The organism is Anoxynatronum buryatiense, assembly GCF_900182905.1.
Classification (GTDB): domain Bacteria; phylum Bacillota; class Clostridia; order Peptostreptococcales; family Tindalliaceae; genus Anoxynatronum; species Anoxynatronum buryatiense.
In genome coordinates, this window is record NZ_FXUF01000012.1 from 36931 (window position 1) to 58713 (window position 21783).

At 49.9% G+C, this 21783-nt stretch carries 20 protein-coding genes and 2 pseudogenes; 4 read left to right on the forward strand and 18 right to left on the reverse strand.

Features of this window, described 5'->3' with window-relative positions:
- Positions 1 to 33 precede the first annotated feature (33 nt).
- From QOL74_RS13805 to QOL74_RS13815, 3 genes are read right to left on the reverse strand one after another with little or no spacing between them, the layout of a single operon-like run.
- On the reverse strand, positions 34 to 1401 hold the full coding sequence (locus QOL74_RS13805; RefSeq protein ID WP_283410082.1) for a VanW family protein: 1368 nt from the start codon (positions 1399 to 1401) through the stop codon (positions 34 to 36).
- Positions 1402 to 1439: 38 nt separating this feature from the next.
- Entirely contained in the window at positions 1440 to 2258 is an 819-nt protein-coding gene (locus QOL74_RS13810; protein ID WP_283410083.1) for a PRC-barrel domain-containing protein, read from the reverse strand.
- Positions 2258 to 3622: a hypothetical protein gene (locus tag QOL74_RS13815; protein ID WP_283410084.1), complete on the reverse strand. Its 1365-nt coding sequence runs from the start codon at positions 3620 to 3622 to the stop codon at positions 2258 to 2260. The genes QOL74_RS13810 and QOL74_RS13815 overlap by 1 nt, the downstream gene beginning before the upstream one ends.
- Positions 3623 to 3967: 345 nt before the next feature.
- Here QOL74_RS13815 and QOL74_RS13820 point away from each other — a divergent pair, with 345 nt between their 5' ends.
- Positions 3968 to 4390, forward strand: coding sequence for an Hsp20/alpha crystallin family protein (locus QOL74_RS13820; RefSeq protein ID WP_283410085.1), 423 nt, complete (start codon positions 3968 to 3970; stop codon positions 4388 to 4390).
- A gap of 192 nt (positions 4391 to 4582) precedes the next feature.
- Here the strand turns inward: QOL74_RS13820 and QOL74_RS13825 are convergent, their stop codons facing one another.
- The 4 genes from QOL74_RS13825 to QOL74_RS13840 all read right to left on the reverse strand — a co-directional run bounded on the left by QOL74_RS13825 (position 4583) and on the right by QOL74_RS13840 (position 8550).
- Entirely contained in the window at positions 4583 to 6016 is a 1434-nt protein-coding gene (locus QOL74_RS13825; protein WP_283410086.1) for a flotillin family protein, read from the reverse strand.
- Positions 6016 to 6615, reverse strand: coding sequence for a hypothetical protein (locus QOL74_RS13830; protein ID WP_283410087.1), 600 nt, complete (start codon positions 6613 to 6615; stop codon positions 6016 to 6018). Before QOL74_RS13830 ends, QOL74_RS13825 begins: the two co-directional genes overlap by 1 nt.
- 351 nt (positions 6616 to 6966) lie before the next feature.
- The gene (locus QOL74_RS13835) at positions 6967 to 7572 is read right to left on the reverse strand and encodes a 5' nucleotidase, NT5C type (RefSeq protein ID WP_283410088.1); all 606 of its coding nucleotides are present in this window, start codon (positions 7570 to 7572) and stop codon (positions 6967 to 6969) included.
- 105 nt (positions 7573 to 7677) lie between these two features.
- Complete coding sequence (locus tag QOL74_RS13840; RefSeq protein ID WP_283410089.1) at positions 7678 to 8550, reverse strand: YihY/virulence factor BrkB family protein; 873 nt, start codon at positions 8548 to 8550, stop codon at positions 7678 to 7680.
- A gap of 88 nt (positions 8551 to 8638) precedes the next feature.
- On the opposite strand from QOL74_RS13840, the gene QOL74_RS13845 reads away from it, so the two are divergent.
- Entirely contained in the window at positions 8639 to 9547 is a 909-nt protein-coding gene (locus tag QOL74_RS13845) for a selenium metabolism-associated LysR family transcriptional regulator (RefSeq protein WP_283410090.1), read from the forward strand.
- A gap of 78 nt (positions 9548 to 9625) precedes the next feature.
- Here QOL74_RS13845 and QOL74_RS13850 read toward each other — a convergent pair whose 3' ends face one another.
- The 5 genes from QOL74_RS13850 to QOL74_RS13870 all read right to left on the reverse strand — a co-directional run bounded on the left by QOL74_RS13850 (position 9626) and on the right by QOL74_RS13870 (position 14759).
- Complete coding sequence (locus tag QOL74_RS13850) at positions 9626 to 10345, reverse strand: HesA/MoeB/ThiF family protein (RefSeq protein ID WP_283410091.1); 720 nt, start codon at positions 10343 to 10345, stop codon at positions 9626 to 9628.
- 114 nt (positions 10346 to 10459) lie between these two features.
- Positions 10460 to 11563, reverse strand: coding sequence for an FAD:protein FMN transferase (locus tag QOL74_RS13855; protein ID WP_283410092.1), 1104 nt, complete (start codon positions 11561 to 11563; stop codon positions 10460 to 10462).
- A gap of 174 nt (positions 11564 to 11737) precedes the next feature.
- Complete coding sequence (locus QOL74_RS13860) at positions 11738 to 12856, reverse strand: hypothetical protein (RefSeq protein ID WP_283410093.1); 1119 nt, start codon at positions 12854 to 12856, stop codon at positions 11738 to 11740.
- A 354-nt stretch (positions 12857 to 13210) separates the two neighbouring features.
- Positions 13211 to 13954: an OmpA/MotB family protein gene (locus QOL74_RS13865; protein WP_283410094.1), complete on the reverse strand. Its 744-nt coding sequence runs from the start codon at positions 13952 to 13954 to the stop codon at positions 13211 to 13213.
- The gene (locus tag QOL74_RS13870) at positions 13938 to 14759 is read right to left on the reverse strand and encodes a motility protein A (RefSeq protein WP_283410095.1); all 822 of its coding nucleotides are present in this window, start codon (positions 14757 to 14759) and stop codon (positions 13938 to 13940) included. Before QOL74_RS13870 ends, QOL74_RS13865 begins: the two co-directional genes overlap by 17 nt.
- Before the next feature lie 253 nt (positions 14760 to 15012).
- Between QOL74_RS13870 and speD the strand changes: the two genes are divergently transcribed.
- Positions 15013 to 15840, forward strand: a complete 828-nt coding sequence (gene speD / locus QOL74_RS13875; RefSeq protein ID WP_283410096.1) for an adenosylmethionine decarboxylase — start codon at positions 15013 to 15015, stop codon at positions 15838 to 15840.
- Positions 15841 to 15871: 31 nt separating this feature from the next.
- Here speD and QOL74_RS13880 read toward each other — a convergent pair whose 3' ends face one another.
- Positions 15872 to 16864 (reverse strand): RibD family protein, encoded by a 993-nt coding sequence (locus QOL74_RS13880; RefSeq protein ID WP_283410097.1) that lies wholly within the window; start codon positions 16862 to 16864, stop codon positions 15872 to 15874.
- Between the two features lie 129 nt (positions 16865 to 16993).
- Positions 16994 to 17176: pseudogene (locus tag QOL74_RS13885) on the reverse strand (hypothetical protein); the annotation flags it as partial.
- Positions 17177 to 17350: 174 nt separating this feature from the next.
- On the opposite strand from QOL74_RS13885, the gene QOL74_RS13890 reads away from it, so the two are divergent.
- Complete coding sequence (locus QOL74_RS13890) at positions 17351 to 19210, forward strand: YgiQ family radical SAM protein (protein ID WP_283410099.1); 1860 nt, start codon at positions 17351 to 17353, stop codon at positions 19208 to 19210.
- An 87-nt stretch (positions 19211 to 19297) separates the two neighbouring features.
- Here QOL74_RS13890 and msrA read toward each other — a convergent pair.
- The 4 genes and pseudogenes from msrA to QOL74_RS13910 all read right to left on the reverse strand — a co-directional run.
- A pseudogene (gene msrA, locus QOL74_RS13895) lies at positions 19298 to 19867 on the reverse strand (peptide-methionine (S)-S-oxide reductase MsrA); the annotation flags it as partial.
- A 12-nt stretch (positions 19868 to 19879) separates the two neighbouring features.
- On the reverse strand, positions 19880 to 20077 hold the full coding sequence (locus QOL74_RS13900) for a hypothetical protein (protein WP_283410100.1): 198 nt from the start codon (positions 20075 to 20077) through the stop codon (positions 19880 to 19882).
- On the reverse strand, positions 20074 to 20949 hold the full coding sequence (locus QOL74_RS13905; protein ID WP_283410101.1) for a universal stress protein: 876 nt from the start codon (positions 20947 to 20949) through the stop codon (positions 20074 to 20076). Before QOL74_RS13905 ends, QOL74_RS13900 begins: the two co-directional genes overlap by 4 nt.
- A 114-nt stretch (positions 20950 to 21063) precedes the next feature.
- On the reverse strand, positions 21064 to 21657 hold the full coding sequence (locus QOL74_RS13910; RefSeq protein ID WP_283410102.1) for a TetR/AcrR family transcriptional regulator: 594 nt from the start codon (positions 21655 to 21657) through the stop codon (positions 21064 to 21066).
- Between the last annotated feature and the right edge of the window lie 126 nt (positions 21658 to 21783).

Below are 21783 nucleotides of genomic sequence, written 5' to 3' on the forward strand. Positions count from 1 at the left end.
CGAAGCCTTCCGGCATGCAATCGCCGGAAGGCTTTATTTTTGATCATCCAGTTCTTCTCCTGTTCCCCGTCTGATGACACGGGCCACTGGTCGATAATAATCGTTGGAAATCAATTCTTCCTGAAAATCACTTTCGTTCCGGCCGGTTAATCGGAAAACCGACAATCTGTACCCATTTTTACCCGCCTGTTGAACCACTTCCACTCCTTTTGCCAGTACAGGATCTTCAATCACTCTCACCGGCGGTGAAATGGCCTGCCGGTTCCTCACTTCAATCTCAATCTCAGGGAGCCGGGCGCTTTCAGGCCCGAGAATCACCGTGTGATAATGCTGTTCATCCAGCCATGTACCAATCATCACAGGGAAATCATAGGGATTGGCAAAACGGAAGTCAATGGAGCCATAAGCGATGGTGGCATCCAACCCCAGTGGCAGGTAGCCAACAGGCAGACTGTGATTGGATCTTTCAACAATTTGAAGCCCGCCGCGCAGTGCCGCCTGGTAGAGGGTGCTGCTGGTCTGGCAGATACCACCGCCAATCCCCTGCACCAAGCGCCCCCCCTGAATTACAGGAGCACGCTGATATCCGTCTTCTGCCGTCACTCTACCCACCGTTTCATTAAAGGAAAAAACTGCTCCCGGCAACAGTCGCACACTGTTAATGCGTTCTCCTGCCAGACGTATATTCTCCCGACGATTCACATTTTCTCCCAGTACCGTGCTGTATTCGGTCAGTCTCTGGTTGAAGTCGCCCAGATCAGCCAGGGTAACCGCCGGTGCCGTCACCGCCACCTCAATTTCAATCGGTTCAAAATCGAGGGAATCCAATGCCGCTCTCACCGGTTCCGTCACATCGGCAGGCTTCAGTAGCCGGCCATACTGCTCCGATACTTCATGCAACTCCCCCCGATCCACCCAAATTCTGGCATCATGAGGTTGCAGCGTAATTGCAGAAGCCAGTTCATCTGCCCATTGATTCAAGGCAGATTCTTCGTAATAGAGGGCTGTCTCAAAATAATACCCCGGAGAGGTTAACCGGATCTGGCTGAGCCACAGCTCCTGCCACTCGGGCTCCATCACCGGGTCCAACCAGTTTCGAATTTGTTGCTCATCAAAACGGGCCTTCACCAATGACAACGGCAATGCCATTTCATCCATCACATTGTTTGCTTCATCCATCAGCCTGATTTCCAGTGCCTCTGGCAGTGTCTCCTGAAGCGCATTCAGGGCTTCTTCAGATGTCAGGCCCGCCACCGACATGCCATTGATCCAGGTGTCGACGGGCAGCTGTTCCCGGGTTCCCGGGAATGTCAGGAGGGCAGCCATGCCCACGTGGGTTGCCATGAGAAGTGCCATCAGAATGGCTGATTTGATGCGGAAGACTGTCGATATATGTGTCATCCGTCAGACCGGCCTCCTTTTGTTATCATGCCGACAGCTTACTCTGTCAGCATTGTCAGTTCAATTACCTTTTGTCTTCCCATTCCCTGCACCTGGTCAAAAATATCCGGTGTAATGACAGTACCTGCAGCAGCAATCACATTGCCTTCCAGATCTTTCAGATCCTGCTTCAGTTCTTTCCCCAAAAGAAAGCTTTTTTGCCGAGCAATGAACATTTCCACAGAGCTGCCGCTTTCCTGCTCAACCATTTCTTCAACCGGTGCTGCAACCAGACTTTCCTCAGAATAGCTGAAAGATTCCACAGCTTCTGCACTTACCGGTGTTTCTGTAACTGCTTCAGTTGCTGTATCGTCAGTTTTTTGGGAATCTGTCAGTAAATCAGCCGCTTCCTCCGAAACAATCACCACCTGACGCCCAATGCTCACCAGGGTTTCCAGCGGCAGTGTACCCTCTTGGCCAGTTTCTTCCACCAGCAGCAGAATTTGGGGAATGCTTCCCGTTTCAGTATCTACCATGTAATCGGTGATGCTTCCCAGTAATTTCCCTTTTCGGGTCACCACTTTTTCGTCAATAATGTTCACCCGGTTTTCCAGCAAACTGCCGGCAATATTCATTTTGTTCAGGTCCAGCAATACACGCTGGTGTTCGATGGTCACGGCATAATTGCCTACACCCACTGCTTCCCGAAAGGGAATGGCCAGGATTTCATTTTCATCTGACCCTTCATTTTTATCCACCAATAAAAACTCCACACTCTTTTTATCCGGATTGACAACCAGCTCCCGAACCGTCCCCAACTCCAGCCCTTCCTGTATGCTAATCACCGGAGAGTTGACGATCTGTCCGCTTTTTTTCATTACGCTTCACTCCTGTTCTGTATTTTTTCCTGATAAGCCAGTGCCATTTTCTTCAATTCTTCCGGCAGTTCCGAATATGGGCTGTCTGCCGGTATGCCGTGCGCGTTCAACAGGCTTAAGAGCCGTTTAAGGTAGTGGGTGTGGGCTTCGATGATCCCACTGTATCCAGATGCCTTCATCGCCTGCTGTTCCAATAAGGTTTCACCGAGATCAATTAATGGCTTCAGCCCTCCCCTTTCGGGCATGATTCTCTTCAACTCTACATAAGCCATTGCCTGCTGTTCCGGAAGAGTACCTCTTTGACAAACCAGCTTCAGCGCTGCCACTGCCTCGTCTTCTTCCTGATCATCCAGCGCCAGCATGGCACTGGTTAACAGCACTTCGCCCAGTGTCTCAGACAGCTGCTGAGGCAATTGCTGTTCCATCCACAATACCACCGGTTCCGCAGGTTTTTCAGACACTTCCGGCACTATAGGTTCTTCTGGTTCTGCTGGTTCCACCGGTTCTTCTGGTTCTGCTGGTTCCACCGGTTCTTCCGTTACCTCAATTTCTTCAGGTGCTTCAACAACAGCTGTCATTTCCGGTTCCATGAGTTCCTCAGGTTCTTCGAGTTCTATGAATTCTATGAGTTCTTCAGGCTCTATGAGTTCTTCAGGCTCTATGAGTTCTTCAGGCTCAAATGCAATGGCATCTGTCTGAATTTCGTCGCCTTCTCCAAAGCTCTCTGTGGGTGTTATTGGTTCCAGAGCCACTTCTTCAGCAACTACTATTGGATCTGTTGCAGAAAACATTTCAGATTCACGCAACTGTGCTGCCAGGTCATCCGAAACAGTTTCTTCAGCCACATGAAACAAATCATTTTCAGTAATCTGTGTTTCTTCAGTTTCGGGCACTGTCACTTCTTCCAAATACACCGGTACTGTCACTTCTTCCAGCGGTGCCGCAGCGGCTAATGCATCTTGTTGAAGCACGCTCTCATCCGGCAGCTGGACAGGTTCGGTTTTCTCTTCTGCCGCTGGTTTGTCTTTCAGAGCAGGCGATGCCTTCGTCAATGTCTCTTTTGATTCTGACATGACACCCTTCACACTTTCTGTTTCGTCTCCCTGCTCTGCCCGACCAGGCAACAGACTGGCAACCGGCAGAAACAGCCCGATCACTGCCGCCATTGCCAGAATGATTCCCAGAGAGGCCGCCGGTGACATGGTTTCCAGCAAGAGGGGCAACGCTGCGGCCAGTGCCAGCGACACCAGCATCATCTTATGAACTGCCTTTCGCTGGTAAACCGGTGCTCTGCGAACAATCCACTGAAGCAGCGCCCAAATCAGTGCGGCGGCTGCCATTACTGCCATATAATAGGGAAGCACTCTTTCACCTCTTCCTGATATTGTGATATCCTTCAACATATTCGACAAAGGAATCCGAAATCCTCTATTTCCGACGAAAAAAAATCCAAAGACTCATCATGATTGAAAAGTTCCTCTTCCTAGCATTTTACCCTCAAACCGCTGAGAAAACAAATAAAAAAACAAGAAAAACCGACAAATCACGAACTTTTTTTTCATAATCGTCTCTCGCTGGTGAAATTCACCTTTTTATGGCCATAATCCCCCTTTATATTTTTGACTTTCTTTGACTTTCGTTTTACAATATAACCATAGCAAGACCCCATCCCATTCACTGATTTTCACTTTAAAGAGGAGGTATGAAGTATGTTTAACAGTCTTGTTCCATTTCAAAACCGAAGAAACCGCGACCTTGACACACTGTTTGATCGTTTTCTGCAGGATAGTTGGATGACTCCTTCTGTTGGCACCGGTATCAAGGTGGATATACAGGAGAAGGATGACCAGTATCTGCTGGAAGCAGAGATTCCCGGTGTCGAAAAAGAGCAGATCAGGATGGATTATGACAATAACTACCTGACCATTGCGGTGGAACAACAGGAAGAGATTAACGAAGAGAAGGGGAACTATATCTGCAGGGAGCGCAGAATGGGACGCACCAGCCGCACCTTCCATGTGAAAGATATTGATCCTGATGCCATCAGTGCTTCCTATGAAAACGGCATTCTGAAAGTAGCCCTGCCCAGAACCCAGGAAGCCAAACGCCGTACCAGCATTGAAATTCGCTGATCACAGGCTGCTACAAAGCCCTTAACACGAAAAGGACACGGACCATTTTCCATGAGGTTGTCGAAGGTGTCATGTTTCGTGCAACTGCTTCACTTATTTTTATATAAAAAAGGCATGATTCCTAAACTCAATAGAAATCATGCCTTTTTTTGTTGTTATGGTTACCCTTGCTCTTTCATCATTTTATGCCTGTTATTCTCGGTTGTTTTCTACAGGATTATCTGTGTTGGCTTCATTTGTGTTCATAGGAAATTCTTTCGTTTCCTTTGTTTGCAAAAGATAGTTTGGCAAGTCCAGCCCAGCACTATTAAATATATCCTGCAAAGGAGGCAGCGATTGCATCATTCCTGATAAAAAGTTGGCTGTCGCCGGTTTTCCACCATCTTTTCCACCACCCATGTTATCCCATACAGTGACTTTGTCAATGTTGATGCCTTTAATAGCTTCTACCTGTATTTTAACCAGCTCTGGAAGTCGATCAGCGATCATCATCATCACTGCTTTTTCTGGTATGCCCCCGGCAGATTCAATAAGCTTTTGGAAGCCTTCTGCTTGTTTTTCAAGCACTTCTTTCGTACCTCTGGCCTGTGCTTCCATCTTAGAAAATATAGCATCAGCCTCACCTCTGGCTATTCTTCTGAATTCTTCAGCCTGGGCCTCTGCTTCAATTTCCAGCTTTTGCTTTTCAATTTGTGCATGAACAAGTACATCTGCTTCCATTGTGGCTTTTTCTCTTCTGGCCCTGGATTTTTCTGCTTCTTCCTCAGCTAAATAAGCTTCCTCCAGTGCCTTTGCTGCCTGAACCTTTTCAGAAGCACTGGCTCTTCTTTCTGCCTCAGCAGTCCGTTCTCTTTTCTCTGCATCAGAGTTTGCAACAGTGATTTTTGATTTATTTTCACCTTCAACCGCTGTGGCATCAGCCTCTGCCACCTTAACTCTTTGGTCACGTCTGGCCTGTGCTTCACCAATGGATCCATCTCTATCTTTTTCAGCAACACTCTTTTTCGCATCATTCACTGCCTTAGCAGCCGCTTCTTTTCCCAGAGCCTGTATGTATCCCGATTCATCATTAATGTCTGTAACGTTTACATTGATTAGTCGTAGACCTATTTTTTTAAGCTCCGATTCTACATTGCTGGAAACAGCCTCAAGAAATTTATCCCTGTCAGTATTAATTTCTTCAATGTCCATGGTTGCAATGACTAATCTTAGCTGTCCAAAGATAATGTCTTTTGCCAACTCCTGTATTTCAGCAAGACCTAATCCCAATAATCTCTCGGCGGCATTTTGCATGATGCCTGGTTCGGTGGAGATACCCACTGTAAACCTTGAAGGTACATCAACCCTGATATTTTGCTTACTCAGGGCATTTTGAAGATTAACTTCGATTGATAAGGGAGTCAAGTCTAAAAACTCAGAATGCTGAATCACCGGCCAGATGAAGGCGGCTCCTCCATGAATACACTTAGAAGACCTGTTTTCATCTCCTTCTTTCCCCACTTTACCATACACGACTAAAATTTTATCCGATGGACATTTTTTATACCTGGCGAAAAGTGCTGCAATTGTTCCAAATATCACAATGACAACAACCGTAATTAATATGACTCCATATGTTGAACCCATTAAGCATCCTCCTTGTTCATTTTTTCAACCAATAAAATACCATTGCTGATTACATCTTTGACAACAACCATATTTCCTGTTGTAATCACATCATCTTCGTCTGTCATGGCATCCAGTTCCCTTAAGGAACCTTGGAGCTTGATACTTACTTTTCCCATACCTTTTCTTTTGGCAGGAATCCGCAGATACACTTCTCCGGTAACGCCTTTGGCCCGTTGAATATCCATCGTCCCACTGTCGGCAAGCTTTGTAATAAAATAAAAAAGCGCCGATACAATAAGCAGTACAATGATACCAAGTATGGTGGATAACAAGATAGTCGCGAATTGTCCTAATCCAGCATTGGAAAATGTGATTCCAGCCCATCCAAATACTGCGAAAAAGGTAATGAAATTTCTCACCGTAAATAATTGAAATCCCGGTTCAAAATCTCCATCTTCCCCCAGATCCAGCCCATCTTCGCCGCCGTCAAGACCTCCTTCGCCGCCAATCCCTACAAAAGTCGCCACCAGCTGTATTGCTAACAGTACGGTGAAGGGTATGGCTAAATACCAATAAACTCTATCAAATGCTAAAACTTCCGTAAGCCAATCTATCAAACCAACTCCCCCCTTTTTTAGCCCCACATTAAAATTCATCCTATATACAAGACAGTTAGGATGATAAAATGTTTCAATTTCCAGCTATATTTTTTTCAGTTCCATTGCTTGTTGCCCTCGTTTTTATGTGAAACAATCCACATCTGTTATCCAGTGTATCACAGAAATCGACTAACAAATGTTTATGCCAGTCGAATTAAGCCCGCCAGCCCATGTTTTTGAGCCGCTTTTTCAAATCACAAAAGCACTCAGTTTGGCCTTAAATCCTTTTTCTTGGCCGCCGAATGCTTCTTCTTTGTTTCATTTGGTTATTGGTTAATTGAGTGACCACTGTCTGTTTATTGAGAGGTGTCAGGCCGAGAGACTCCGAAGACCACTACCCATAGACTTTTCAAGCAAACGCACCGCCTTTTCCACCTGATGCCAGTTGCTGACCCGTTTCACATTGCCGGGAAGGGGGAGGTTTCGGTTATAATGGCAGTCAATCAACAACACATCAATGCCGCTTTCTGCAATGGCAACCGCATTTTCATACCGGTCTTCCACAAAAAGGTGACAGCCCAGTCTTTGAGCCGTGGCCACCTTATCGTGGCTGCCCAGCAGGTGCAGCCCGTTCTGGGGAATTTCATAGCGCTCCAGCCATTCCTGGGTCACCTGGCGCATGCCCGGGTGCCGTGCCGTCACGTAATGGAGCTGATGGTCCTGCGACAGGCGCAGGAGAACTGCCGGCGCTTCCCGGCGCACATGGCTGGCCCCATGAAGGGCTTCCCCATAACGGGCGTAGAAATCAAGGTATTCTTCCTCGGTGATCCCCAAAACCGTGTGAATGTCATAACAGGTGACATCCTCCGGTCTCAGACTACGGTCAAAATGTGCGTTGGCCCACGGGAGCCAATAGTAAGCTTCTGTGAGTGTGGCGTCAATGTCAATTCCCAGTGTCATGGATTTGAAAAACATGGATTTCCCTCCTGTTGAACGTCTTCGTTGTCAGTATACCAACACTGCGTCAATCTTCCGTGAAGAATGGGTTAATATTTGGTTAACCTTCATTTTATAAACAACTCACGACCCGGAAGCCTTCTTTTCCAGCTTGTCCCGCAGCCGCCAGGCATTAATTTCACCGCCCAGCAAAATCACAATGCTGCTGAGATAAAGCCAGGTGAGCAGTACAATGATCCCGCCGATACTGCCATAGGTGACGCTGTAGTTCCCAAAGGTGTTCACGTAGTGGGCAAACCCGTATGACAGTACCAGCCATCCAATGGTGGTGAACACAGCCCCCGGAAAGGATTCCCTCAATTTGATCCGTTGCTGAGGACTAAAGGTGTAAAAGAGGGTAAATACTAGGATCATCACCGCCAGAGATGCCGCGATCCGGGCCCATTGCCAGGTTTTTCGAAACAGCTGTGAAATTCCAAGTAATTCAAAAAGGTAGGTGCCGATGAGCTGACCAAAGACCAGCATTAGCAGCGACAGGAGAATGGTGAACGCCAGCACCAGTGTAAATATCAACGCCATGCCCCGCACTTTCCAAAACGGACGTTTTTCCTGGTTCCTGAAGGCTTTGTTTATGCCCCGCAGTAGGGCTGCCACCCCGTTGGACGCCAGAAATACGGTGGTGATCATGCCGGTGGACATGAGGGTTCCCCGGGGCATGTCCATCATCTGTTGTACATTTCGCATCACCAGCTCAAAGGCTTCCTGGGGCAAAAAAGGCTGCAGCTGGTAGAGCACTTCTTCCTGAAGAAGCGGCGTGTAGCTAATCAGGGTGATTAAAAAAATCAAAAACGGAAAGAATGACAGCACCAGATAATAGGTGGACTGCGCCGCCAGGGCTGTCAGTTCATTTTCCTGAATCCGGTTGCCCAGCAGCCGGAGCGCTTTCACTTTTGGGTGTTTCAACAAGTTTAAGTCTTGTAATCGAAACCCTTTCATCTGCGTTCCCTCCAATGGGGGATATGATATAATCGGTGTAGCCGACGACCTTTTTCATCGGCCAAATCATTTCACAGGAGGCCAAGCAATGGATTTTAAACAGCTGGAAACATTTTGTGCAATTGCCAAGTACAAAAGCTATTCCAAAGCGGCTGAGCATCTGTTTCTCACCCAGCCCACCCTCAGCAGCCACATCATTAATCTTGAAAAAGAACTGAAGACAACCCTGGTCAACCGCAGCAGCAAACAGATTTCTCTAACCCCTGCCGGGCAGATTCTATACCAGTATGCCGTGGATCTGCTGTCACTGAAAACCAATGCCCAGTTCAAGCTGGATGAGTACCGGGGTACCTTTGTGGGTCAGGTGGAAATTGCTGCCAGCACCATTCCTGAGCAGTATGTGCTGCCGGAACTGCTCTGCCAGTTTCACCAGGAATACCCTGATGTCACCCTGAGCATGCACCACCTCCCGTCAGAAAAAATCATCGAAGGCGTTCTCTCTGAAGAGTATAATCTGGGCATTGTGGGCAGCCGCAGCACGCACAACCATTTAGCCTTTCACGAGCTGGTCACGGATGAACTGGCCCTCATTACCCCCGCCAGTGAAAAATACCGCCGTTTTAGTGAAACCCTCACCTGGTCTGATCTCATATCACTGCCCTACATCTTCAGAGAACAGGGTTCCGGTACCCGCAAACGCTTTGAAACGGCGTTGAAACGCAGTCATCACACGCTGAAAGATCTAAGGGTGGTGGCTTACATAGAAAACACCGAAGTCATTAAGACCTGTATTCGTAAAGGGATGGGTGTTTCTATACTTTCACGCCGTGCAGTTGAACAGGAATTAATGGAAGGCCTGTTTTATGCCTTTGATATCCCCGATTTAGAGCTGCATCGCCACTTCTACCTGGTACATCACAAATACCGGTCACTTTCACCTCTTGAAGTACGCTTCCGTGATTTTCTCATTGAAGCACTCCGCCACCAGGCCACCTGATGGGGAATCTTGCATAGCGGCCAGGAGGTCGCAGGTTGACGCCACAAGGATCGTGAAGCCCTTCACGAACCTGTGGCGTTATTTTTTTGAATCCCCGGCGTCTGGTGCCTCTCCCAGGTTCAGCACCGTGTACTCCTGTTCAAAAAGATCAATGTACAGCATCCGATGCCTCAGCAGGGTGCCCCGGTTAATCAGCAGCTTCAGCACTTCACTCACCTGTGCCGCCCCCACCAGCGCCGGTGTAAAGGAGGGATTCCCCAGATCTCTTTCGATCCCCTGATTATCTGCCCCGGCATAAATCACATCCAGGGTTTTATCTCCCGGCAAAATCGTGGTCACCTGCCCATACCAGCCGCCAATGGCCCCATGCACCAAAGGAAGTGCCATGGCTTCTGCCACCTGCTGCAACATCAGCCGGGTGCCGATGCGGTCCACAGCATCCACAATCACCTGAGCCCCCGCCAGCAGCTCTGGTGCATTTTCAGCTGTCAGCAGCTGTTGTACTGCTTTGACTTCCACATCAGGGTTCACCAGCGCCATGCGCTCCACCGCTGCCTCCGCCTTTCCCTGGCCCATATTCCTTGTATGTGACAACAGCTGGCGGTTCAAATTGCTGGGTTCGAAAACATCTCCATCCACCGCAATCATCTTTCCAATTCCCAGCCGGCCCAGCATTTCGATGATGCCGCCCCCCAGGCCGCCGCAACCCACCACCGCCACGCAGGTTTGGCGCAATCGACCGTTTTCTTCCGGTGACAGCATCTTCATATTCCGGCTGTAACGCGCTTCATCAACCATTTATCAACGCCCTCCTCTCGCCATTTCCTGCAGCCAACAGCCCTCACTGCCCTTCTGACAGATCTCTCTTTGCAGTTCATGCAGGTGCATCAATCTATTGGATGCCGGCCCTGGCTAATACAGCGTCAGCATGACTTCCAACCCCCCGGTCATCTCAATGCTGCCATCAGGCATCACCCAGATGACTTCCAGCCCTTCGATACTTTCTGCCATGGGCAGGCTTTCTTCAAAGGGGAGGAGAAACAGTTCTGTGGAAAAAAAGTCTGCCTGCCCCGAATCTTCCATTACCACAGTGAGCGCCCGGTAGTGGGCAGCAGGCATCAGCGTAACAGGATCGATCAGGTGATGCACCGGCTGCCCGTCAACAATGTAGAAGCGCTGGTAATCGCCACTGGTGACCACCGAAGCATTGGTGATGGAAACCGATCCCAGCAGGCTGTTGCCTTCGGCAAAAAGAGAGGCATCCGGGTTGTGAAGTCCCACTGTCCAGGTTTCCCGTTCGTTGTCAAAGGGACGGTTTACCGCCCGTACATTTCCGCCGGCACTGATGATGAAGCTTTCCAGCCCTGCGGCCTCCAACTCTTTTGCCACCAATTCAGTGGCATATCCTTTGGCGACAGCGCCAATATCCAGACGCATGCGGGAATCCGGAAGATACACGGTGCCTGCGGCTTCATCCACTTCGATCAGATGGATATCCGTGTAGGCAGTGGCCCGCTGCAAATCCTCCAAGGGAGGCAGTTCTGCCAGTGATGGGTCAAATAATCCATCTGCCCGGTAGTCATGCCAGATTTTCAGAACAGGCCCCATGGCGACATTGGTTCTGCCAGCTGTGCGATCATGCCACTCCCGGGCAAAAAGAATGAGGTTGATCAAATCTTCGTCCACCGCCACCGGGGCGATCCCAGCCTGGTCGTTAACGGTTTTCACGTTGTTCATCCCTGAATAGGTGTTGTAAATGTCATAGAGCTGGTGCAGTTCCCGAAAACGCTGGTGAATCTGCTCAAATGCCTGTTGAAACTCTTCCTCAGATGTGGTGTAGGCTATCACCTGAATCAGCGTGTCAAAGGTGTCAAAAAAGCTGTCGGTATGTCTTTCATAGCCTTCATAAGGGTTCTGGGCAGGGGCGCACCCCACCGCCAGCATCATCAGCGTTAAGAGCAGGGCCAGTGCTGGCCACCATCTTCGCCGGTTATTTTTGGCTGATACATGATTCAATGAAATCTCCTCCAGTATGGGTCTGTTCCGGTTGGTTATATCTTCAAAGATTGTAACATGCTTGATACGCCTCACTCATTGCCCTTATTCTACCATGAAGGGGCCTGAACTTCCAGTAACCAAAAAAAACAACTCCCCTGCCGCAGCAAGGGAGTTGAGAAGGGACTTGTGTGATTATCTGGCGTTGGTGTAGGCTTCTGCCACTGTGGCCAGGTAGCTTTCCACTGTGATGGTCACAGATGAAGTCAGCTCAGGAACGTCTGGCACGCTTTGATGTGCATCGTCAACCACTTTCACGGGAAGTGCCTTGATTTCGTCAACAGTTTTGCCAATCATCCAGGCTTCCAGTTCAGCAATCTGCTCATACCAGTTTTTGCCGATGGCTGAAACAGCTCCCATACCATAGCTGTCACCCAGTTCCACTTTTGAAAGAACCGGTGCCGCCTTGTCTGAAGTGACTTTACCTTCAGCGTCATAGTTCACACGTGTTTGTGCGTTGTCAATCTGAACGCCTACCACCGCACCGGCAGCATCAAAGGCAACGGCAGAAATCACGCTGTCCACCTGTGCCATGGGCAGGGTTTCTTTGCCGTCTGCATCGACAGCATAGTCTCTTGATTTGGCGATGGAAACTTCGGTTCCAAGACCCAGGCTGGCCACGTTGCTTACAGGAACAGCGTTTGCGTAGGCTTTTTCAACTGCTTCCAGATATGTGGATACACTCATGGTTACTGTAGAGGCCATTTCCGGAAGATCAGGATAGCCATCATTCATGGGAAGGGCTTTGATTTCATCAATGGTCTTGCCAACCATCCATGCTTCCACTTCAGCAATCTGTTCGAACCATTCTTTACCGATGGACGACACATTTCCCATTCCGTAGTCGGCACCCAGCTCCACTTTGGTTTTCACCAGAGCAGTTTTGTCGGAAGCCACTTTCAGCTCCTCGTCAAAGTTCACACGGGTTTGGGCGTTGTCAATGATCACATCAACCACACGGCCTTCACTGTCGAAGGTGGCGGCAGCAATCACGGTATCCACTTGTGCACGGGCAGTTTTGTCTGCTTCTGCATCGGTGGATTTGCCGATGGATGTCAACAGGGCCAGACCCATGCTGACGGCTTCTCCGGCTTCGCCGGCAGGTGCTTCTGTTACTTCCTCTTCAACAGTTTCTTCTACTTCTGCCGGAGCTTCGGCAGGAGCCGGTTCTTCAGTTGCGCCGGTGGTGCCGCAGGCAGTCACCAACAGTGTCAGGACCAGCAGTAAGGCTAACAATGAAAATGTCTTTTTCAATCCTCTTCCTCCTCAAAATGAACTCGTTTGTGTTTTATCTAACGATTTAGAAAACCGTTTTCCCCAGAGGTATTTCTCGTGGGACAATTCTCATTCTAACCTTATTTTGATGAAAGTCAATATGACAGGGACAACAGCGGGACGTATTGCAATTACTTGAGGATCTATGTCCCGTCATCTGTTTTGCGGGGCAGACAACTGTCTTCCCCCGGCGGTGAAAAGAGCTTTGCACATACGCTTGCTTAAACTTAAAAAAACCTGCAGCAACACCTGCAGGTTTGAGGTTGAAAACAAAGGGCTTTGGTCAGGGCAGCTGACGTCTGAAACCTGCAGCAACACCTGCAGGCTTTCATTTTATGGGGTGAGCACGGTGATTTCGATACGCCGGTTATTGGCACGTCCCGTACTGGTGTCATTGGTGTCAATGGGGTTTTGTTCTCCGAAGCCAGTCACCGACAAACGTTCCTCCGTCACCCCCAGATCGTAGATCAAATACCGGGCAACAGTGATGGCTCTGGCGCTGGAAAGTTCCCAGTTGGAGGGATATGCGGCAGTACTGATGGGTACATTGTCTGTGTAGCCTTCCACCACTACCGGGTTTGGTATTTCTGTCAACTTTCGGCCAATATGTTCCAACAGCTCCAGCCCCTGGGGAGATACTTCAGCGCTGCCGCTGGCAAAAAGAACGCTGTCTTTGAATCGAATCATTAGCCCCCGCTCATTGTCCAGAATCTGCACCTGTTCCATCAAATCGTTATCTCTTAAGAAGCTGATAAAATCTTCGCGGGAATGGCTCAGATCCTGCTGCAAGTGATTGATACCAAAAAGATGCTGAGAAAGCAGCTGTTTTTCCTGCAGCAGCCGGCTGTTTTCCATGGTGAGTCGCCCCACTTCCCTGTCCAGGTCGTCCACCTGTGCCGTCAAACGCAGGCGCAGTTCCTGGAGAGTATCAGACTCACTGGCAGATAAAATGAAAAAAACCATGAAAAAACACAGCATGATGGTGATCATATCACTGTAGGTAATGAGCCAGTTGTTGGAAAGTTCAATTTCATAGTCTTGACCGACGGCAGGTTGCTGATCAAATCTCAGGTCCAAAGGAATTCACCATCCTTTCGCCTTCACCCCGACGGGGGTAAATCAATCGGTCGTCTTCTTTCAGCATCACATTCATTTTATCAAAGACATTCCGGGCCGAGTCATTTCCGGCAATGAGAAGCACACCTTCCATGATCATGCGGTAACGAAGCACCATCTGCTCAATATATTCCCGCAGTCTTACCATGAGCGGAACGGCAATAAAGCTGGCGATCAGGCTGCCATAGAGGGTGCTCACCAGTGCGGTGGCCATGTGCCCCATAATGGCGTAAGTCTGGTCCAGATGTGACAGCAGACCAATCATGCCAATGAGGGTTCCGATGAGGCCAAAAGAAGGCGCCACATAGGAAACCACTTTCAGCAGGTTGTACGATTTGTAAAGGTTGGCACGCCGGGACTCAATGTCTTTTTCCATGATATTCTGAACCACTTCCGCTTTCTTGTAGTCATTCAGGAGAATCAGGGCATCCCGGACGAAGCTGTCAGTTTCACTATCAATGTCTCCATTCAGTGATAGCAGCCCTTCTCGCTTCACCTTGATGGAAATCAGGTGAATTTTATGCAGATCTTCCTCGTATGTGACGGGCTGGGTGAAACTGTCACGGATCAGTGTCACCGTTTCCACCACCGTTTGAAAGGAGAATCCAACGATGACAGATAGAATGATACCCGCCAGTATGATCTCCAGCGCGTAAAGGTTAAAGAGGGCCGCCATGGAAATACTGCCGCCGATGGAATGAATCATCAGCACCAGCATGATCAGCACGATGGGTACTTTGGTATTGTTAAGCCACGAAGCCTTCATGAAATCCATCCTTTATTCATATTTCTTTTTCTGTTTCTTGTGTTGTTTCTTGTGTTGTTTCTTCTCCTGCTTTTTCCGGCTGTCATCGCCAGATGCCCCTATTGTATCAGAAAGCCTCCTGGGAATAAATAAAAAAACCGGGAAAATCCCATTATGACCTTGCAGTCCTGTGAGACCATGTTATAATAGTATTCACCAGGCGGCACAGGGCCTGGCTTTTGTGGTGTCCGGAGGATTATGAGGAGGGATTTTATTGAAAATAAAAGGCATTGACAAGTTGAAACTCTACGACTTTAATAATTTAACCAAGTCGCTGAGCTTTAATATATACGATATCTGTTATGCCAAAAGCTATGAACACCGTCAGGATTACATTCGGTACATTGACGAACAGTATAATGCCACACGGCTCACAGAAATCCTCACCAACGTGACCCATATCATCGGCGCCAATGTGTTGAACATTGCCCAGCAGGACTACGATCCTCAGGGTGCCAGTGTCACTATGCTCATTGCGGAAGGCCCCGTGGAAACCCTGGGCGCCGCCAATGGTTCTGCCCGGCCGGGCCCGGACGCCGGACAGGTGCACAAAGAATCAGTGGTGGGCCATCTGGATAAAAGCCATATCACGGTACACACCTACCCCGAGAGCCATCCCGATAAAGGGGTCAGCACTTTCAGGGCCGACATTGATGTCTCCACATGTGGTCAGATTTCACCGTTGAAAGCTCTCAATTATCTGATCAAGAGCTTTGAGTCAGATATTATCATCATGGATTACCGGGTACGGGGTTTCACCAGGGACATGAATGGAAAAAAGTGCTTCATTGACCACAAAATCAACTCCATTCAAAACTATCTTCCCGCCAAGACCCGAAATCAGTACCAGATGATTGATGTAAACATTTATCAGGAGAACATTTTTCATACCAAGATGATTCTGCGGGAGTTTGATCTGGACAATTATCTTTTTGACTCAGAAAGAAATGAATTTGACCCTGCTGAACGGAAGAAAATCAAGAAAAAAATCAAGAAAGAAATGTCAGAAATCTTTTATGGCCGTAACATGGTCAACGTCTAAAAGAGCCCGCCGAATGATCCGGCGGGCTCTTCTAATAGATCAATACCTGACGACTGAAAAGCACTGACGCCGGCGTCATGTGAAGGCTGGCCAGATGGCCCTGGGGAGCCGATGCAGGTTGGAAGGCGTGACCGGTTCCCGGAAGCACATTGCCACCGGCATAAACACCGGTATGGGTGAGAAAAAATTCATCCAGCTTCTTTTCAGCCATCAGATGCCAGATCCAATGGGGAGATTCCACTGCCATCTGACGAATTCCCAACTGGCGCAACAGAGGCAGCAGGGTGTGAAAGTCGGGGAAATTATCATCCGGCAGGGTGATCACCACATGCCGGGGGTCGGTGCCTTCCGGGTCTTTTTCCAAATGCCGGTTCACCATCTGTGCCGACATGGCCGCCATGCCGGCAGTTTCCTGAGGGTTAGCACCGTCGATCACCCCATAGCAAAAGCGCCCGCCGGGGCAATCCACCAGTTCCTGACGGCAGGAACCCGGCACAACCAGCAGCACGGGAATCTGAGGCGTTGATAACACCGGGTGCTGCCAGGGCAAATCTCCCGGCCGCCGGGTGATCATCACATTCCAGGGGTTTCGACAAAAACGACTGTCATGGGCCTCCCGAAAAGCCTGAAGATCCGGGTCATACACATGGCCGGTGAACTCCGGCTCTTCCTTCAGGGTGCCGGTGCCCAGCAGTACGGCATCTGCCCAGGTGCGCACCAGATTCACCATCCACAGATCTGTTTTCCCCTGGCTGTGATCCAGTTTGTTGGCACTGGTGAGGGTTCTGCTGCTGGGTTCATTTTCAAACCCCAGGCGCCCGTCAAGGGAAAGCACCAGACAGCCGGTGAGATAGGGGCGGTCTGGCGGCGCCGCCGGAAAAAGAAGGGGGCCGTACACCCGTTCCACTTTTTCGGGAATCTGGCGAAAGTCTGCATTTTCTGCCATTTGACGTAACAGGTTTTCGTTTCTGTAAAGGCATTGTAACGGTAACTGAGATGCAGGAAAAGCGATTTTTTTCAGCATAACTGCCTCCGGTTTCACAATAGTCTATTTTTTGACAGTGTGTTTCTTGATGGTACGATTCCTGTGATGCTTCGCCTTTCAGCGATAATGAATGATCATTGCCTGATATGGGCAACAGATTTTCCTGGTCTAATATTTCTCCAGCATCAGTTTTTTCCATTTGAACAGCTGCGACAGTGAAATCACCACTTCACTGCTTTGGGCCGTCAATTTTTTGGGGATAAAGAGGGTAATCCCCTGATGCTGAAAAGCTTCGTAATCCTCCGGATTACTTTCGGGCTCCCAAAGATCAATCACCGCCACATCCACGGTGCCCGAGTGGCATCAACCCTGTTTGACATAGTGAATTCCTGCCTTGCCTCCGTTCTGAAGGATGTATTCCACCGCTGCTTTTTCCATGCTAATTTTCATGGGGTTTCACCCTTTCCATCTTGTGCTATAATAATACCACTGCAGACATCACCGCAGCCTGAAAGGAATCTAACGATGACACAACCATTTTTACCCGTTACACTGGAAGAAGCCGAAAAACGGGGATGGGAATTTCCCGATTTTGTTCTGGTAAGCGGTGACGCTTACGTAGACCATCCTGCCTTCGCCCCCGCTGTTATTGGCCGGTGGCTGGAAGCCCATGGGTTTTCTGTGGGGATCATTCCCCAGCCTGACTGGACCGACCCGGAGGCCTTTTCTGTTTTCGGCACGCCCCGGCTGGCTTTTCTGGTGACCGCCGGCAACATGGACTCCATGGTGAACCATTACACCGTCAATAAAAAGCGGCGCCGACAGGATGCCTACTCTCCCGGCGGCGCATCCGAAAAGCGTCCCGACCGGGCAGCCACTGTTTACACCCGCAAACTGAAGAAACTCTTCCCCAAAACACCGGTGATTTTAGGTGGGCTGGAGGCCAGCCTGCGGCGCATGGCCCACTACGACTACTGGGAAGACCGGATGAAGCCCTCCATTCTCATGGACACCAAGGCTGACCTGCTGGTTTACGGCATGGGAGAACGCACCATTCTGGAAATTGCCGAGGCACTGAACAGCGGTCTTGCTGCTGCCAGTCTCACCTTTATCCCCGGCACCGCTTTCTTTTCCCGGGATTTGGAAACTTTCGACACCCCCCTGGTACTCCCCTCCTGGCGCACCCTGCAGGATTCCAAAAAACAGGTGGCACGAAGTTTTCTCCGGCAGATGGATCACAACGACCCCGTCACCGGCCAGCCTCTGGCAGAACCCTACGACACCGGGTTTATTGTACAGCTGCCCCCGGCAGAACCACTGACCACAGCCGAAATGGACCAGGTGTACCGGCTGCCCTACCTCCGCCGCGCACACCCCCAGTACGACAAAGCCGGCGGCGTTCCCGCTCTGGATGAAGTGCAGTTCAGCCTCACCAGCAGCCGGGGCTGTTTTGGCGCCTGTCATTTTTGTGCCATCACCTACCACCAGGGCAAAACGGTGCAACCCCGCAGTCATGAGGCCATCCTTGAGGAAGCTGCCGCCATGACCCAGGACCCGGCTTTCAAAGGTTATTTTCACGATGTGGGCGGCCCCACGGCCAATTTCCGGCAACCGGCCTGTGAAAAAATGACCACCTCCGGTGCCTGTACTCACCGCCAGTGCCTCACGCCTCAGCCCTGCCCCAATCTGACAGTGGATCACCATGATTACGTGACCCTGCTGCAAAAGCTGCGCAAGCTGCCCCGGGTGAAGAAGGTGTTTGTACGCTCTGGCGTGCGTTATGATTATGTGATGGCTGATTCAGACCCCACTTTTTTTGAAGAGCTCTGCCGCCACCATGTGAGCGGCCAGTTGCGGGTGGCTCCTGAGCATGTGGACGAAAAGGTGCTGGCACTCATGGGCAAACCCTCCAAAGAGGTGTACGAAGCCTTCCGCAAGCGTTTCGAAGACTTTAACACCCGGGAAAACCTGAACCAGTTTTTGGTGCCCTACCTGATCTCCAGCCACCCCGGCTCTGATCTGAAGGCGGCCATTGAGCTGGCTCTCTACCTGAAAGAACTGGGCCACACCCCTGAACAGGTGCAGGATTTTTACCCCACTCCCGGCACTCTTTCCACTGTCATGTATTATACCGAAATGAACCCCTTTACAGAAGAGCCCCTTTTCGTTCCCAAAGAGCCGGATGAAAAGCGGATGCAACGGGCACTGCTCCAGGCCCGGCTGCCTGAAAACCACGCACTGGTGCGCCAGGCCCTGAATAAAGCGGGTCGTCGTGATCTGATCGGCCGTCACCCGGACGCATTGGTGCCACCCGGCGACGAAGTGAAAAAAGCAAAGCCTGCACCACCAAAATCCCAGGGGAGCAGGCGCAAAAATCACCGTTAAACAGACTGTCGCCAACATACAATGAAGATAACAGATTTGGTGTAAGTCAACCTCTGAACTGCCGGCATGATTGCCGGCAGTTTTCTTTTACCAATAAGCCGCTGCCATGCGGCGCAGCTGCTGTTCTGCCTCCGCCGACAGATTCATCCATTTCAGGTCTTCCTCCATCTGCTCCGGTGTTCCATGACCGGCCAGGTAACCGTTCACTCGGGCGGCGGTGGTGGAGTCCACAAAGGCATTAAAGGTGTCAAACTGACTTTTCACCTCGCCAAACAGCTCCCGCCGGTTCTGCAGATAATATTTCTGGTGGTAATCCTCGGCTGAGTAGAAGGTCACTTCTGACCGAATCACTGTCTGCACCTGCCGGCCTTTGGCAGCTTCCAACTGCTGGATGGAATTCTGCAGTATCTTGGCCTGCGTGTCGTCGTGGGTAAACACCATGCTGCGGTACTGGGCTGACCAGGCCCTTGCAAAGGGGTCGTGGTTTTCCCAGAAGATGTGAAGCAGCGCCTCATATGTGATCACTTCAGGGTCATAGACAATCTGAATGGTTTCTGTATGATCGCCAATCTGGTGGTACGTGGGGTTGGGGGTGGTGCCTCCGGCATAACCGACACGGGTGCGCATCACTCCCGGCTGTTGCCCGAACCGGGCATCAGGTCCCCAGAATCAGCCAAGGGCAAAAGTGGCTGTTGCTTCATGGGTGGTTTGATCATTGATTTCCTGCATTTCATCACCTCTTTCAGTTTCTGACGCGGGATTACCCGCGTGTTCTTCCCGGCAGCCAGTAACGACTGCCGCCACTAATACCCATAACAGCAGCAATCCCAAAACCGGAAACCGCCGCCTCTTCAGATTCTTGTTCACCGTACACCACTTCCATTCATCACATGGGTGTCGCAGGGCACCAACAGCACCGGCTGCTTTGACTGGCGGGCCACAGCTTCGGCAGTGCTGCCCAGTAACAGCTGCTGAATAAAGCCTTCCCCCCGCCGGGGCATCAAAATGAGGCTGACAGCTTCTTCATCAGCAATTTCAAGAATACGCCGGGAGGGAGTGCCGTCAGTGAGATGTACCGCCACTTCACAGCCAGCCGCTTCCAGTTCTTTTCTCATTTGCTGCAGTTCCTGCTCGTTCCGATCCCGCAGCTCCTGCCACATGGCTTCGTCCCGAACCTTCTGTACCACTGATACCAAGACCGCCGAATCAATATAAGGCGCCATGTTCAGCAGCTCCTGCCACACCTGCCGGGCGCAGGGAGAAAAATCAGTGGGAAACAAAATCCGGTTAAATTTCAGCCGACACACCGGTGTGTAATCTTTTCGGTTTACGTCTCTGAATTTTTCCACCAGTACTGGTACGGGGCTGAGGCGAACCACATCAAAGGTGGTACTTCCCAAAAACAGGCTGCGGATCATGCCGCCCCCATGAGAGCCCATGAGAATCAGCGAAGCCCCTTCTTCCACAGCTGTGTTAATGATTTCTTCCGGTGGAAATCCCATGGGCACCCGAATGCTCACCTGATACCCTTCCGCTTCCAGCCGTTTTTTTTCCTGTTGCAGCCGTTCTTCGTAGTGGCGCTGCACCTCCAGGGCACTTCCCTGGGCTCTCACAATGCTGACAGCATGAAAAAGTATCACTTCTTCCATTCCATGTGCTTTCAACTCCGCCAGGCAGGCCATCAGTTCCTGGGCCGGCGGTGAAAAATCGGTGGCCAGCAGTATTTTTTTCATCAACATCAAAAAAACCCCTCTCAGGCTTTTACCTTTAGTGGATATATACCCATCAAGGCTGGCTTTTAAGAAGAGGCTTTTAGGATGCATTTTTTTCAGATGCGGCTTTTTCGAAATGGATTACGGGGCCTGAAGGCTGTCCAGCAACAACTGTACGCTTCCGATGTGCTTCTGCACGTCTTCTCCCTGATGCAGTGCCAGATGAATCAAAAAAGATTCCACCAACACGTATAGGGTAAAGGCCATGCTGGGTGTGGGCATGTCCCGGATTTCACCTTTTTCAATACCCTGGTCCAGCAGTTCCTGAAAAGTGTGACGAATCTGTGCCATATGATCGTGCACCAACTCGATGGAGGGGTGTTCTTCCCGAATCATAATGAGCCAGAGGTCCACTAACACCACCAGTTTCCGATTGTTGTCGTACTCTTTGAGAATAGCCGGAATCAATTTGCGGATGGTCTGCAGGGGGCTTTCTGCCTCGTCGGCCAGAATGATCCGAAAATCGTCCCGCAGTGATTCAAACAGGTGGGCAATGGTATACTGCAATATTTCATCCTTGTTGCGAAAATACTGATAAATGGTGGTTCGGCCGATGCCGCAGGCACTGGTGATATCCACCAGGTGAGTGTTGTGAAAACCTTTTTGCAGAAAGGAATCCACTGCTTTTTCCATGATCATGCGTTTTTTGGCTTCGTAGTCCACAATTTTTGGCACTTCTTTCACCTCTTTAATGACGCATACGTCATTTATTTTCAATTTTTAGTGTACCATATCTCAGATATGTGGAACAAGTGTAACAACCTCAACAAACTTATTTTTATCAACAAACTTAATTGCAAC

What these genes read in the sequence shown, in the direction of transcription:
- QOL74_RS13810 (WP_283410083.1), bottom strand. Translation starts at nt 2,258, where the DNA reads ATGAAAAAAAGCGGACAGATCGTCAACTCTCCGGTGATTAGCATACAG.
- QOL74_RS13905 (WP_283410101.1), bottom strand. Translation starts at nt 20,949, where the DNA reads ATGTTGATGAAAAAAATACTGCTGGCCACCGATTTTTCACCGCCGGCC.
- QOL74_RS13870 (WP_283410095.1), bottom strand. Translation starts at nt 14,759, where the DNA reads ATGAAGGCTTCGTGGCTTAACAATACCAAAGTACCCATCGTGCTGATC.
- QOL74_RS13845 (WP_283410090.1), top strand. Translation starts at nt 8,639, where the DNA reads ATGGATTTTAAACAGCTGGAAACATTTTGTGCAATTGCCAAGTACAAA.
- QOL74_RS13825 (WP_283410086.1), bottom strand. Translation starts at nt 6,016, where the DNA reads ATGGGTTCAACATATGGAGTCATATTAATTACGGTTGTTGTCATTGTG.
- QOL74_RS13835 (WP_283410088.1), bottom strand. Translation starts at nt 7,572, where the DNA reads ATGTTTTTCAAATCCATGACACTGGGAATTGACATTGACGCCACACTC.
- QOL74_RS13820 (WP_283410085.1), top strand. Translation starts at nt 3,968, where the DNA reads ATGTTTAACAGTCTTGTTCCATTTCAAAACCGAAGAAACCGCGACCTT.
- QOL74_RS13880 (WP_283410097.1), bottom strand. Translation starts at nt 16,864, where the DNA reads ATGCTGAAAAAAATCGCTTTTCCTGCATCTCAGTTACCGTTACAATGC.
- QOL74_RS13850 (WP_283410091.1), bottom strand. Translation starts at nt 10,345, where the DNA reads ATGGTTGATGAAGCGCGTTACAGCCGGAATATGAAGATGCTGTCACCG.
- QOL74_RS13890 (WP_283410099.1), top strand. Translation starts at nt 17,351, where the DNA reads ATGACACAACCATTTTTACCCGTTACACTGGAAGAAGCCGAAAAACGG.
- QOL74_RS13805 (WP_283410082.1), bottom strand. Translation starts at nt 1,401, where the DNA reads ATGACACATATATCGACAGTCTTCCGCATCAAATCAGCCATTCTGATG.
- QOL74_RS13840 (WP_283410089.1), bottom strand. Translation starts at nt 8,550, where the DNA reads ATGAAAGGGTTTCGATTACAAGACTTAAACTTGTTGAAACACCCAAAA.